The organism is Pedobacter africanus, assembly GCF_040548825.1.
Lineage (GTDB): Bacteria > Bacteroidota > Bacteroidia > Sphingobacteriales > Sphingobacteriaceae > Pedobacter > Pedobacter africanus_A.
Genome location: NZ_JBEPSL010000002.1, coordinates 15,751 through 29,397 on the forward strand (window position 1 = coordinate 15,751; position 13,647 = coordinate 29,397).

Below are 13,647 nucleotides of genomic sequence, written 5' to 3' on the forward strand. Positions count from 1 at the left end.
TTAACTAGTTACTGGACTTCAAACGACAGCAAATGACAGTCGTCATCTCAGTAATGATCTGGTTTCTCAGCCCATCAATCAGCAAAAAAATGTCCTGATGATGATCAATAATCTTAAAATCTGACAGGCCTTTGGGCAATTCTACTTCAATCAACTCCCGGCTGTTTATATCCAGTAACTTCTGGCGGCCTTTCCAGTCATCAGAATTAAAAGCAGGCGTAAGCATCGCATATTCCGCTGAAGAGCTGAACAGGCATTCCTTCCCACCTTTTTTACTGTCCTTATAAATTCTTCCCAGACTAAACAAGGTATCTTTTACTGTTCCATCTCCATCCAGGAGGCAAAGATCGGAGTAATCCATCCCATATTTAAGATAACCACCATCTCTGTCCCCGATTCCAAAAACATAGGTTTGATTATTTTTATTCAACGTATGCAAGATTGTAAAAGGTTTTTTGGCCGGTTTTTCCAATATATTCTTGTCGGCAACGATCTTCTGGCTATTGTTCCAGTAGTTCAGCTTTGTCCATATTGCTGAATGCGCTGCTACATCAATCTCCAGCTGGGCAAAATAAACCGGTAGCAAACCGCTATCTTTCAACAGGAAAGGAATGGTATTTGAATCCGTACTGCCCGCATAAACATAATTGCTCAACTCTTTTTTAAATCCAGGATATTGAATAGCGGGAAGCTGATTGGAAATAAAAATCTTAATCGGTTTAGATTTCTCTTCTTCTGTAAAGAGCAAGAGTATATTCCCGGAACTGGCATATATTCCAACATAACCGGAAAACTGAAACAGTGCCGGAGGATCAAACACATCATAAGTAAAATCAGCTATCCGGATCTGTACAAGATCGGAATTCGTAAACCAGTCCAGGTAATAACATCCCTCATTTTCATCCGAATAAAGGGCAACTACTGTCCCGCTCTTCAGCAGCATCAGCCGGTAATATTGCCTGTCTTCATTAAAAGGTATATCAATCTTTTGTATCAGTTCTAGTTTCATAGGTATAGTTCGGTATTTTCAGTAAAAGCATATCCAGATTGCTAACTTAAACCTTTGTTTAATGGTTTATAGTTAGCAATTTACAGTTGAAAAGGTTTATAATTTTACTTTTTTTCTGAATATTAAAAATGTTATAACAGCGCATACTAAATAAGTAATGGAGAAGCACAACAGTGTTATTAGTGGAGCAGGTGCAAGATTATATCGGTAAATATCTATCGAAACATTTACAGCCAAAAAAACAACGCAAAATAACGGAATTCCTGAAAACGTTAAAAAAGACAAAAAATAACTATGCCTAATCTTTTCAATTAGATTTAGAAAAACAGAGAAAGAACCAGCAACCATTACAACAAGATAGATCAATGAAAAACCAAGGTTCAGCAATATGTCCATTATATTAAAAAACCTTTCCAAAAGCGTGGTATCAGCAGGCTGTAATTCAGCAATAACAACTCTGTACAGCATAAACAGCACAATAATGAGCAGAAGATTAACCAGCCAAAACCTAAATACAGTTTTCCTCATATCTTATCTGTAATAGCAGATTCGGCGTTACCTGAAATAAATTATCTGTATCCGTCAGGATCACCTTTTCTTCCCTTAAGCCGAAGTCGTTGCAGATAGCAGCAAAAGCTTTTCGTACTTCTTTTTTAAAGTACTGAAGTTCATCAGCATGTAGTTTATAATAATCTTGCATAACATTGGCTAATCGAAGATAGAGATTATTTACCAGTGTTTTCCTACCTCGCTATCTTTCCAGCGTTTCCACTCTGGTTGTCCGTTGAAATTAAAGGAGAGATCAGACGGTTGAAGGGGCTAACCAGCCTTCAGCTCTTTTTATTCACTTTATCAATTTAGCCAAATTTCTCACAGTCCGCATCTTCCTTTTTATCGGGCCAATTTGCCTTTCTGCCTATTCTTCATTTCAGGGTCTGGCCCATCGCCATAGTTTTGGGTCATCGTTAATCAAATTACAAAATTTAAAACATCCTTATTATGAACACTTTAAAAACAATCACAACTGTAATCACTCTTGCAATGGTATTTGGCATCTCATTTGGCTATGCTCAACCTTCGGTCATGAAAAACCCCGTAAGCTATACTTTAAAAAATGGAACTACCATTATTATTGCGCACAACGAAGGCACTCCTAAAGTATTTGCAAACCTTAGCTTTGAGGCAGCTAATGCTTACACACCTGCAAAAGCTACCGTTCAGGAAGTTTTCACCGCTTTATTAAACCAGCAATTAACCGCCCTAAATGCCGGCTTAAGCTATAGCCACAAAGGCATTAACCTTGCAACGCATAGCAACAATTTTGAAACTGCTTTGCAAACCATGTATGCCTATATTAATGCCCCAACATTTGACCAGGCAGATCTTGATATAGCAAAAGCAAATGTTATGGCACACATCAACGCACAGGATAAGTATTTCCCAGAAGCGGTTAACGAAGGCAGTATAGCTAAATTAACCCTTGCTGATGTAAACGCGTATTATGCAGAAATCAGCAATCCTGCACAAACCGTATTGACCATTGCTGGTAATGTTACACCAGCGGCGGCCAAAGGCTTTGCCAAAAAAGCAATGAACCAGCAAAAACCTGTTGTCGACCTCACTAAAAACTACCTGGTTTCCATCCGCTTTTAGGATTTCCATTCATTGGTTTAAAAACTGATCTGTAAATCCTGTTACCGGTTTAATGATTAAGTTAAGCTTTTTCCAGCAGGCAGTTTCGCTGCCTGCTCATTTTGTTAGGTTATTGCTTTCAGTTTTAGTGCGACAACCTTGTAAGCTTCTTGTGAATTATTACTGCAACCTGGCTATGGAATACCAGCTGAGGTGGCCCCGATAGATATGAGATAGTTTTTAGCAGGCAAATATCTTTCGGTAAGTTCTCAAACAGACATTCCCAATTATTTGGTTGAACAATATATGTGTATAGATAGCCAAAAACTTATAACGATAAAAGGTAAGTCGAAAAATACCGTCTGAGCCGTCGTTGAAAATAGGTTTTATAGGGTTCTTCGTAAGTATGGCTCTGCCCTGGCAAAACCAGTAAATCAAAATACTTATTTGCTTTGATCAATGCATCTGCCATTCGGTAAGTTCCTGCAGGGTTTACATTCGGGTCGGATTCTCCGGTAACCAGCAACAAATGCCCTTTCAGGTTTTTGGCCAGGCTCTGGTTTATTGCAACTGGCCCATCAAAACCCTGGTAAGTTTCAGCCCAGGTGCGGTTATAGATCCTGTTGTCGTGGTTACCCGACGAAGAAACAGCAACCTTATAAAAGTCAGGATAGGTGCATATAGCCGCTGCAGACATCATCCCACCTCCCGAATGGCCGAAAATACCCACTCTGTTCAAGTCTATGAAGTGATAACGTGCGCCAAGCTGTTCCAGTCCATATTTATCATCTTCCAGCGCATAATCCCGCAAGTTGCCATGTCCAAATTTGTAGTATTCGGCGTTCCGGTAAGGTGAACTTCCCCGATGGCCCATAACTACTACAATAAATCCGACCTGTGCCAATGAGGTATTATTGTACCGGTCTGTTACCGTGAAATCATTCCATACTGTTTCTGTAAAAGGTCCAGGATATACCTGGGAAATGATCGGATATTTCTTAGCAGGATCAAAGTTAAAAGGCTTCCACATCAACCCGTAAAGATCGGTTACGCCATCTTTAGCCTTTACAGTAAACATCTCCGGCCGCTTCCAGCCGTAGGCGTATAACCGACCAAATTCTGGCCTGTAGATTTCCTGCAGAAGTTTACCGTTCCTGCTCCGCAGCACGCTTACAGGTTCCAGATCAATTCTGGAATATTGATCTAGAAAATAATCTTTAAATGGAGAGAATGATACGTTATGATTGGCATTATCCGGAGTCAGCAGCTCCGGGTTTCCGCCATCAAACCCGGCCTTATATAAAAAAGCATAATTGGGATTCCGCTCCTTTTCCTTTCCGTAACCGTAGAAAAACATTGTTCGCCTGGCCGTATCAATTGCCATTACCTTCCCTGCAGTCCAGTTCCCTTTTGTAATGGCATTTAACAGACGGCCTGTCTGGTCGTAATGATAGTATTGCCCCCAGCCAGTACGGTCACTCCACCAGAGGATATCCTTCCCAGCATTAACCAGGTAAACCTGAAAAAGGTCCCGGTTGATCATAGGCTTACTCAATTCATGGATCACTACGCGCAGCAAGCCAGTGCTGATATTGACTGCACAAAGTTCCATTTCATCCCTGCTTCGCTTTTTTCGCAAAAGAAAAATTTCCTTATTGCTCGTCTGGTTGGGTAAAATTTCTACTTCCTGGTCTGGCCAGCGCTGGATATTTACCTTAGTTAAACCGCTGGCTTCAGGACTTCCCAGAAAAAGTTCGTACTGCGTCACGTATTCATCGCCGGGAAGTTCATATTTATAGTTGTTAACATAGGGCCTGATGGTACTGCTAACAGAACTGATAACGGTCATGGTCTGCACTTTTCGGGTATCTTTCCGTAATATGTAAAAAGCTTTGGAATCAGGTGTCCAGACAGCATCCGTTGCAGAGTTGACTTTGGAAAACTCATCTTCTTCATTGATGGAAAAGGAGTGGTAAGCAGCACCATCAGAAGATAAGGCACGTTCCGAAGAGTCGGTCATGCTTTTCAGGTATAAATTATGGTGACGGGCATACAGTAACCACTTTTTATCGCGCGACATGTTGCCGGTATGGTACACCCGGCGTTTCTGAACTTGCTTTTTTGGCTGCACAAACAGTTTTTTATCAAGGTACGCATACCCGTAAATTTTTCCTTTATAGGCCACCTCCACAGATTGTTCATCTTCAGAAAACTCAGGCTTGTAAACAATGGCAGACTGTTCGGGGGCTTTCTGGATAATTTTTTCCAACTGCCCGGCTATAGCCTTTTTGTCAAACAATTGGGTCTTTTTCTTTTTAAACGGTTCAACTAAATAATACTCAGGGCCTGCTTCCGGCCTATCCACCCGAAACCAGAATGCATTCGATTTTTTTAGATAAAAAGGGATGATCTGCTGGGTGCCGATCTGCTTTTGCAGATTAGGCGCATCAAAACGATCTGCAGCCTGAAAGTCGGGAGTCTGTGCCCATATCGAGAAGGGTAACAGTACACCTGCAAGTAGCATTAACCTATTCATTTTTGCCATTCTTTTTTGCGACAACACGGCTTGCATAATCTTCACAGAATCTGATCAGAATGTCATTTTTTGAAGTCTTTTTAATTTTTTGGGAAATTTCTTGAATATAGGGGTAACTGCGGCCCAGCGCAGTACAAAAACTGGTATAGTCTATCACTACACTCTGGCTTTGGGCAGAAAAGCCATCAACATAACGCGCCAGTAGTTTCCCTACTTTTCCTGGATTCTTTTCGCCCGCGCCTATCGCAATATCAACCAGCACCAGTAATTCTTTTTTGCCCGGAACCTGGCTGGATTGAATTTGTTGCTTAAATTTTTCAAACTCTGCACGATCGAAAGGGTGATTCTTAAAATAATAGGAGGCCAGGCAATTCTTTGCCAGCCAGGTAAACACATAATTGATTTTGGCATCTACCTTTTCCTTTCCATTGGCAGCTACAAATGCCGCGTAATTTTCTAACAGGTAATTAAAGTTGATGCTTCCAATTTCAGACATATACCTGGAATCATAACCTTCTCCAAACAAAAACCAGTTTTCTGGCCTGGTCTTTTCTGCCGGGCTAAGCATGTTGTAGTATTCCCTGGCAAGTGCCGTCCCCGCCGCTGCATCTTTCTGCCTGAATCTCTGCACTATGAGGCCTCTTAACAGCGCATGGTCCCTGTCTCCGGCTGCATAACGTTTTTCTCTTGTAGCTGCTTCATTTTCAGGGTTCATACCTATTCTGATCTTTGCCATAAACTCATTGGCTGGCATCCCCCCAACAAACTTATATATTTCTTTCCCCTCTCTATCAAATAGCAGATAGGTAGGAAAGGCACCTATACTATAAGTTTTCAATGCCGCAGGCCCCTCCCCCTTTTCCATATCAAGCTTAACATTGATGAAATGGCTGTTAAAAAAATCGGCCACACTGTCCTGGCTAAATACCAGTTTTTCCATCCCTTTACAAGGTACACACCATACAGTGTAACAGTCAACAAAGATCATTTTACCACGCTCCTTAGCCAGTTTAAAGGCCTCTTTTAGGGATGTGGTTTCAAAGTTTATTGATCTGTTTTGCGCATAAGACACGCTGCACCACAGTAGTGCAGCCGCCAATATCATTTTTTTCATAGTTCTAGCTTACTTTCTGACCGAAATCACGTTCAATTTTCTGTTTGATCATCTGGTACTTTTCCCGCGCTGCTGCGTCCTGATGCTTCGCCGCCAGCTCCCCCAGCTGTTTCATGGTCCTGATGAAATACAAATGCAGCACCTGGCTGGATTCGCTTAGCCCGGCGGTAATGTCATTTTTCTTCACAGCAGCAGTGAGATCATAAATAAAATTCATCTGCAGCAGCATTCTGGTATCGTTTACTGGTTCGGTGGTGTTAAAATCCCTGAAAATATAATGATCAATGTCATCAAAAAGGTCACTTACCGTATAAGCTGCTTTGCCCAGCGCATATTCTGCCTGGATCAGGTTGTTGAGCAACTCAGGAGTAATAAATTTCCGTAAAGCGTCCTGAGCGCTTTTGCCCATTTTAATGGTTTCCGACTCCTCGTTCAGCAGGTTCATTCTTTTGCTTTGCATCCAGTCCGGTGCACCTTCAAAAAGCCAGGTATTCAACAATAGCATTGCCTTTTTCTGATCTGCTTTAGGGGTATAAACAGTACCTTGTTCGTTGTAATTCCGAAGTACCGGACGTACAGATTTACCGCCAATATAGCTCAGCACATTATCGGTATATAACTGGTAGCTGATTTGGTACGCCTTAGCAATCAGCTTAAACTTTTTCCACTCTTCGTCTCCGCCCGCCATAGCCGCTGTGAGCTGCTCCAGTTGGGGGTAATAGCGCTGAATATTTTTCATTCCCAATTCCGAGGCCGCTAAATGATCGTTAGATAAGTCGCCCTTTCGGGTAAAAGGATCGCTGTTGTTTTCATCCAGAAATAGCAGCTCCGCATTGTTAATTTTCAATGCACCCGTCGCCTTTTTTTCTGCCAGGCGATCAGAAAAAATACGATAGCCCCAGCCAATGGCCATTTTATCGTAAACTGACACCCGGGGCATCAAATTTCTTGTTTCTACCTGGTCTTCTGGTTGTACAACAAAATTAAACTGGGTATCGTCGGTTACAGAAGCGCTGATGCTGTGCGCATTGAGCCAACTGCCAGAACGGAGCTGGCTAATCGTATAGGCAGCACTACCCCTAAGGTTGGGTACCATTCCCAGCAGTTCACCTAGCCCCTGCGCTACTTTCCATTCCATAATTTCTCCCCTCACTTCAGGATTGTACAGGTCTTTCATGATCCGGGGGTCTTTAAAACCACATTTCGCAAAATAAGAGGCCAAAAGCTCATCGCTAACGTTCACATCTATATTTATCTTTCCTGCCAGGATCTCCCCTGTTCTGGGGTCAACAACCGTATTGGTCACTGTTCCCCTCGATGCATTACCCCAGTTAATGAGAATTTTACCATATGACAACCAGTTTTCCTGATTACCGGAAGCTATAACCAGCGCATTGCTGAATCCCGCAGCGCGGAAAGCTACATTCCATTGCTCAACGGCTTTTTTAAGGTAAGGGACAAAAACAGTAGGTGTTGCAGGATCGATAAATACCTGAATTGGTTTTAAAGGATCTACCAATTTTCCTGAAGCATATTTTTTGTAATCAGCACTTTTAGGTTCAAGGTTCCATTTGGTAATAACCTTTACATTTCTTACCCCGTAAGGGCTTTTTCCAAAATCATTGTAATTGACATTGTTAAAGCCAATCCTCGCATCTGCCTCACGCACGGGCATTGGCCTGGAAGGCAGGCGCTGTATCACCAGGTTCAGTACATAGGCCATTGCCCTATCAATAGGTTTGCTGCCATTAACGCTTTGTCCGGGTACGGTTTGGGTACGAAGCACACTGAACACCACGGCATCACCGGCAGCAGTCACCTTTTGTACACTCGAGCGCGAAGGGTCCGGGCTGCTCAGACTGCTCACCTCTTTAAAAGAGAAAAAATCACCACCGTCCATCAGTTGTTTGGTAATGTCTACCAGGTAACTGCCTTTTGTTTTTCCCAATGCAATAATAGGGACCACAAAACTCACCGGCTCCAGGTTAGACTTTTGTACAAGTTCTTCAATCCCCCCGTTAAAGTCGGGCGAACTGGCCTCTTTGTAAACTGCCCTGGTTACATTAAGTACGTTGCCACTGCCCAGGCTAAAACGGACCACGCCCGAAGAACGTGAAATGTTACTGGCATAGCCACGGGCTACATCGCCGAGAATCAGTACATCGCTGTTTAACAGGGCTGCTGAAAGCTCCAGGAAGTATTTATTGCCATCCTGGTAAACAGGGAAAACGCCAGGCGTAACCTTCATAGCAGGCTTAAAAAATTTATCGAAAGGCTTTGGTTCATCCGCTGGTGCGCTTTCAACTGTTGGTGTAGTTACAGCTTTATCAGTTTTCGCAGGCAACTGCGCATGGGAACCATTGCTGGCCAACAAACCGGCCAGCACTATAAAAAATATGTATTTCGTCATTGTAGTTTATTTGGTTAGGTAAGCATCAGTTACTCCGGTATTCCATACTTTGATAATGTCTGTTAACGAAACCAGGTGGCTTTTGGAAAGAAAATCAGTTTGTTTTCTGGCGCCTTCTTCAGCCTGTTTCGCAGTGAGATCAAGTATTTTGGTCATCGTAAAGGCAATATTGTTAGGAAAAGTAGCAGGTTTGAACGCATGCATCAGCAAACTGTTTAAAAACGTACGCTGCAGCATTCGGTCGTACCGGGATATGGGCTGCCCATCGTCCAGTTTTTTAAAAATGGCCTGCTGCATATCGGTTAAAAATTCATTTGCACTGTAGCCTTTGCTGCCAGAGATATTCTCGGCATTAACCATTTGATAGTATTTTGCAGTAATCTTGCCCAGCAGGTCGTTGTAGCCATCCTCCACTTCTCTTTCAAAGCTGGCATTCGTCTTCAGCATAATATCCTCCGGATACAACCATTTTGGCTCGGTAAACATATATTCGATCAAATAGGCCATAGCCTCTTTTTGTTGGGCACGGCTTACGGGTGTATAGTTACTTCTATCTTCACTGCGCAAAGGATTATCAATAGAAACGCCACCAATGTTCTTAACTACGTGTTGCAAATATTGATAGTACCTGCCTTTTACCGCACGGTACATAGACTTTAAGGTATAATAATCATCGTCTTCCGCTTCACCCCAGCTCTTCAGGCTGGCCATGGTTTTCTTCAGGTTTTCAACCCCAAGCGCATTGGCCCTCATGCTGTTATCACCAACATCTTCGCTTTGTACTCTTGGATCGTGCTTTTCACCCTCGTCTACGTACAAAAACCTGGGATCCTTTCTTTTTTCGGAAACCCAAAGGCTCAGCTCATTAGCGATATCCTTTGGGGATTTTCCGGGTAAGTACCTGTATCCCCATTCTATCGCAAAATCATCATATACGCCCACCATCGGCTGCAGATCTGCCGCCTCCATTTTGTCCTGGGGCTGTGCCACGTAGTTGTACCGCATATAGTCCATAATAGAAGGGCCAAAACTGTGCCTGCGCACAAAATCCCGCTTACGAATACTGTCCACCGAATAAGAAGCACTTCCTATAAAATTATGCCTGAGGCCCAGGGTGTGGCCCACCTCATGGGTAATTACATTTTTCATCAGGGTCCCCATTAACGATTGGCTCATGGGCAATTTACGCGCCGCAGGATCGGTAACCGCACACATAGAAAAATACCAGCGCTGGAGCAAATCCTGTATATTGTGAAAAACCGCAATATGCGAACTGATGATTTCTCCTGAACGGGGGTCAACAATTTGTGGGCCATAGGCATTGGCCATTTCTGAAGGCTTATACGAGATAAGGGAATACCGCGCATCTTCCATACTGTATTCTGGATCTTCTGCAGCAGTAGGAGCCAATTTACCTGTAATCGCATTTTTAAAGCCGATTTTTTCAAAGCTTTTGCGCCAGGCATTTACGCCCTCAATGAAATAAGGGACCAGGTAGGCCGGCGTATTCCGGTCAATGTAAAATACGATGGGCTTGGCGGGTTCAACAAGTTCGCCATTTTTAAAACGTTGCAGGTCTTCGGGCTTAGGTTCAATACGCCAGCGGTTGGCCAGGCTAATAAACTCATTTTCTTCAGGGTTAAAATCGTAATTTTTCAGGCCGGTAAGGAAGTAGCCAACCCTTTTATCCCCATAACGATGCGCCATAGGCACTTCTGGCAATAAAAACCAGGAAGCCCCTACTTCCCACATGGTAGGATTGGATTCGGGTTGTTTAGGTGTTGTTCCCGGAGCCGGAGCTGCCCCCGGTGTTGCGGTGCCCTCGGCATAGCTCTTTATTGATCGGAATACGATATTGTTGTCGAACGCCCGCAAGCCAAGGATTTTCGATTTCTGCGGTTCATAGGCGCCTAATTTTAATTCGACCGCAGCCCCTTTCAGAGAAAAAAAATCATTGTCTCCGGCAAACATGGCGGTAATGTCGATAACCGAACTTGCGCTTCCTGCCGCTACAATATCAAAGGCTAACAAACTTGGCATTAACCTGGATTGGACCACATTAAAGTACATACCCGTGGTATCGGATGCCTGCAGGTATTCGGGAATGAGCAGATTTAGCTTTCCCTTTAATCCTTTGGTAAACCGGATCACCCGGTCGTTTACGGCATCTCCCGCATAACCATAACGCATCGCAGGATTTCTTTTACGTTGTGCCGATCCACTGATAATGGTAATACTGGTCAAAATATCCCTGCCCAGCAACTGATCAGGGATTTCCAGGTAGTATTTATTATCCTGCTGGTAAACATTAAACATCCCCTTGTAGGTCTTTGCTGTTGGTTTAACAAAGGTGCCGATGTCTGGCACCTTTGTTTCTGACTGTGCCCGTACACCAGGCACAGCCGCAACTAAAACGTATAAACTGAATAAAAAGAATTTGATCACTTTCATGTTATGTTGTTGGTATTTATAGGCCTCTTGTGGCATTGCCGATAACCTGCAGATCCACACCGTATTCATTGATAAAATAATTCCGGACAATATTGTACCGTTTTTTGATCTGACCGGAAGGATCTTTTGTAGCATTAAGTATGCCGGCAGGAGTACTATCCGTATTGGCTACTGAGGCATTGAGCTGGACCGTAGAATAGGTAACCATAGCCGTGATATAGGCATTCCAGTCTAACTGCGCAGAAATGCCGGAATAGCCTATGATGATGCCTTTTCCGTAAGCCTGGGCATAGGTGGTCATCGCAGTATTGTAATCTGCACTGTTCGCAAATTCGGAAGTGGGCGCGCTTAATCCCCTTGCGTAAATGCTCTGCATGAAAATGAGGTTTGTCTTATAAATAAAAAGCCGTTGCTCAGCAGCAGTCATGGAGTTTACCGTTGCGTCGCCATAATTGAGCTGTATGTTATCATAATTGTAGTTGGCCGCCACTTTTTTAGTCGACTTTACGGTTGTAAACACGGGGGTAAAAATGAGGGTATTTCCTACTGAATCTACTTTTTTGCAAAGCATGATCTTTACCGGCAAGAACTTTTTAAGGAACTTATCGGTATAAAAGCCAAACCATTTATTTTTAATCAGGTTCAGTTGCGCATTAATGTAAGCCGGGTCGGCCCCTTCTGTCTCTACACCAGCTGTCCAGCTTCCGCTAACCAACAATGGCTTTTTCCAGCCGGTAGGTGTCCAGTAAACATCCTTGTCTGTAAACTGGTAAAGCATATAGGTTCCATATTTATTATAGTAATCTACTATTGTCTGATCGTAATCATTATTTCCCTGTGGTACCTTGTAGGTTTCGTCGGAACCTGAAGGCGTTAATGCCTCTTCCGATTTTTTGCAGGAGATGAAAGTAAGTGTTACGCTGAGAACAAGGAGGCCTGTAATATGTCGTTTCATTGTATTCAGATTTAAGTTAATGATGTTATCTCGGGTTTTGCTCGAGGTCAGGATTATTTATCAGGGCATTGAATGGTATCGGCAGCGCATACAACGGGCTATTGGCCGGCAGATTATAGACTGTACTCTGACCATCTGCCCCTTTATAATTATGCGTTACAGGAATTGCCCATCTGCGTATATCCTGCCATCTGAATCCGTCCTCAAGAGCCAGTTCACGTCTGCGTTCCTGCTGGTAGAAGGTAAACAGTGCATTGCCTTCCTGGATGTTAACCGGAACATAAGGTGTATTCCGGGTGTCATAACGGTTCACTCTCAGGTAATTCAAATCAACAAGTGCCTGCGTACGATCTGCAACATTTCCCGTTTTGATGAAGCGCCTGATCAGTGCTTCTGCCCGGTTTAAATAAACCTCTGCAAGGCGAAAGCCTTTACTACCCGAACCAGCGGCATTGGCTGTTGATTTGGCACTGGCATAGGGCACATTTCCGCCGTTTGTATATTTGGTAAAGTACATCTGATACCTCAGGTCTCCATAATTGGATGTATTAGGCCCTTGTTCGTAGGTTGATGTCAGATTTGACGACACTGCAAAAGGCGGCACGGCACCGCCGGTTAATGCGGCAAAGTACGTAAAGTCTGTTCTGGAGTTACCACCGTATACCCAGAGCACTTCCGTATTGGCACCATCGTATATTCCAGTGCCCGAAATTGAGTTTGCTGAGGTGAAGAAGGTAGTAAGCGGAGTTAAACTGCTGCGGTCTTCAAAAGTTTTGCCGGCATACTCAATCACTTTGTCCAGATCTGTTTCCAGGTTCCTCAGCAAATAAAACCGGGTAAGACAAGCATGCACTGCGGGCGCGCCCGCACGGAAATTACTGGTTTGCATGTAATTCGCTTTCAACAACGTTGCGGCCCTGAGTAAATCCTGTTCAATCTGGTCATAGGTTTGTTTCAGCGTCGGACGGACAATTCCCCCATCCCTTACCTGGCTGGTCAGGATCAGGGGTATACCAAGGCTACGATCAGGATCTACACCAGGAGCGGTATAAGGTAAACTATACAATAAGACCAGCCTAAAATGATAAAATGCACGCAGGAACAGGCATTGGCCAAGAATAGCATTTTTTGTTTGTTCTGAACCGGAAACCTTGTCAAGATTATCCATTACCACGTTGCAACCTTTAATCTTGGAATAATAAGTCTCGTAAAGGTTAGCCCCTTTTGGAATGGTGTTATTGGCATCAAACATCATTGGATTAAAAGTAAACTGCGGGGTTCCGTTTTCCAGGGGAGTAACGTACGCGGCAACCGGCACACCTGCCGAATTAGCCAGGCCATTGCTTTGCACGTCATCTGTTAATAAGTCCAGATTGTCAAAACTTCCACTATAAGGATAGGCCTCACTATACATGATTGCCGCCAAGTCTTCCGTGGTTGAGGGTCTCATCTCATCCTGGCTATACTCCGCAAGAAACTTTTTGCAACTTCCCAATACTGCTGTCAGTAAAACAAGGGAAAATATCATAAGTCTTTTCAT

The 13,647-nt window shown here is 43.5% G+C and carries 9 protein-coding genes; 1 reads left to right on the forward strand and 8 read right to left on the reverse strand.

Going from position 1 to position 13,647, the window contains the following annotated elements; genetic code table 11:
* Positions 1-4 precede the first annotated feature (4 nt).
* Both ABIE26_RS10325 and ABIE26_RS10330 read right to left on the reverse strand, forming a co-directional pair.
* Complete coding sequence (locus ABIE26_RS10325) at positions 5-1,009, reverse strand: hypothetical protein (protein ID WP_310143374.1); 1,005 nt, start codon at positions 1,007-1,009, stop codon at positions 5-7.
* Positions 1,010-1,517: 508 nt separating this feature from the next.
* A complete protein-coding gene (locus tag ABIE26_RS10330; RefSeq protein WP_310143372.1) occupies positions 1,518-1,709 on the reverse strand; it encodes a hypothetical protein in 192 nt (63 codons plus the stop codon).
* 299 nt (positions 1,710-2,008) lie between these two features.
* Here ABIE26_RS10330 and ABIE26_RS10335 point away from each other — a divergent pair, with 299 nt between their 5' ends.
* Entirely contained in the window at positions 2,009-2,662 is a 654-nt protein-coding gene (locus ABIE26_RS10335; protein WP_310143370.1) for a hypothetical protein, read from the forward strand.
* 307 nt (positions 2,663-2,969) lie between these two features.
* Here the strand turns inward: ABIE26_RS10335 and ABIE26_RS10340 are convergent, their stop codons facing one another.
* The 6 genes from ABIE26_RS10340 to ABIE26_RS10365 are packed head-to-tail and all read right to left on the reverse strand — an operon-like array spanning position 2,970 to position 13,647.
* Positions 2,970-5,177: a S9 family peptidase gene (locus tag ABIE26_RS10340; RefSeq protein WP_310143369.1), complete on the reverse strand. Its 2,208-nt coding sequence runs from the start codon at positions 5,175-5,177 to the stop codon at positions 2,970-2,972.
* Positions 5,170-6,291: a thioredoxin family protein gene (locus tag ABIE26_RS10345; protein ID WP_310143368.1), complete on the reverse strand. Its 1,122-nt coding sequence runs from the start codon at positions 6,289-6,291 to the stop codon at positions 5,170-5,172. Before ABIE26_RS10345 ends, ABIE26_RS10340 begins: the two co-directional genes overlap by 8 nt.
* Before the next feature lie 4 nt (positions 6,292-6,295).
* Entirely contained in the window at positions 6,296-8,701 is a 2,406-nt protein-coding gene (locus ABIE26_RS10350; protein WP_310143367.1) for a zinc-dependent metalloprotease, read from the reverse strand.
* 6 nt (positions 8,702-8,707) lie between these two features.
* Positions 8,708-11,152: a zinc-dependent metalloprotease gene (locus ABIE26_RS10355; RefSeq protein ID WP_310143366.1), complete on the reverse strand. Its 2,445-nt coding sequence runs from the start codon at positions 11,150-11,152 to the stop codon at positions 8,708-8,710.
* Positions 11,153-11,168: 16 nt separating this feature from the next.
* Positions 11,169-12,107 carry a hypothetical protein gene (locus tag ABIE26_RS10360; protein WP_310143364.1) on the reverse strand — a complete coding sequence of 313 codons (939 nt, stop codon included), beginning with the start codon at positions 12,105-12,107 and terminating at the stop codon, positions 11,169-11,171.
* 25 nt (positions 12,108-12,132) lie between these two features.
* Entirely contained in the window at positions 12,133-13,647 is a 1,515-nt protein-coding gene (locus ABIE26_RS10365; RefSeq protein ID WP_310143361.1) for a RagB/SusD family nutrient uptake outer membrane protein, read from the reverse strand.

Bases quoted from the DNA above. Each gene is read 5' to 3' on its own strand.
- ABIE26_RS10325 (WP_310143374.1), bottom strand. From the start codon at position 1,009: ATGAAACTAGAACTGATACAAAAGATTGATATACCTTTTAATGAAGAC.
- ABIE26_RS10330 (WP_310143372.1), bottom strand. From the start codon at position 1,709: ATGCAAGATTATTATAAACTACATGCTGATGAACTTCAGTACTTTAAA.
- ABIE26_RS10335 (WP_310143370.1), top strand. From the start codon at position 2,009: ATGAACACTTTAAAAACAATCACAACTGTAATCACTCTTGCAATGGTA.
- ABIE26_RS10340 (WP_310143369.1), bottom strand. From the start codon at position 5,177: ATGAATAGGTTAATGCTACTTGCAGGTGTACTGTTACCCTTCTCGATA.
- ABIE26_RS10345 (WP_310143368.1), bottom strand. From the start codon at position 6,291: ATGAAAAAAATGATATTGGCGGCTGCACTACTGTGGTGCAGCGTGTCT.
- ABIE26_RS10350 (WP_310143367.1), bottom strand. From the start codon at position 8,701: ATGACGAAATACATATTTTTTATAGTGCTGGCCGGTTTGTTGGCCAGC.
- ABIE26_RS10355 (WP_310143366.1), bottom strand. From the start codon at position 11,152: ATGAAAGTGATCAAATTCTTTTTATTCAGTTTATACGTTTTAGTTGCG.
- ABIE26_RS10360 (WP_310143364.1), bottom strand. From the start codon at position 12,107: ATGAAACGACATATTACAGGCCTCCTTGTTCTCAGCGTAACACTTACT.
- ABIE26_RS10365 (WP_310143361.1), bottom strand. From the start codon at position 13,647: ATGAAAAGACTTATGATATTTTCCCTTGTTTTACTGACAGCAGTATTG.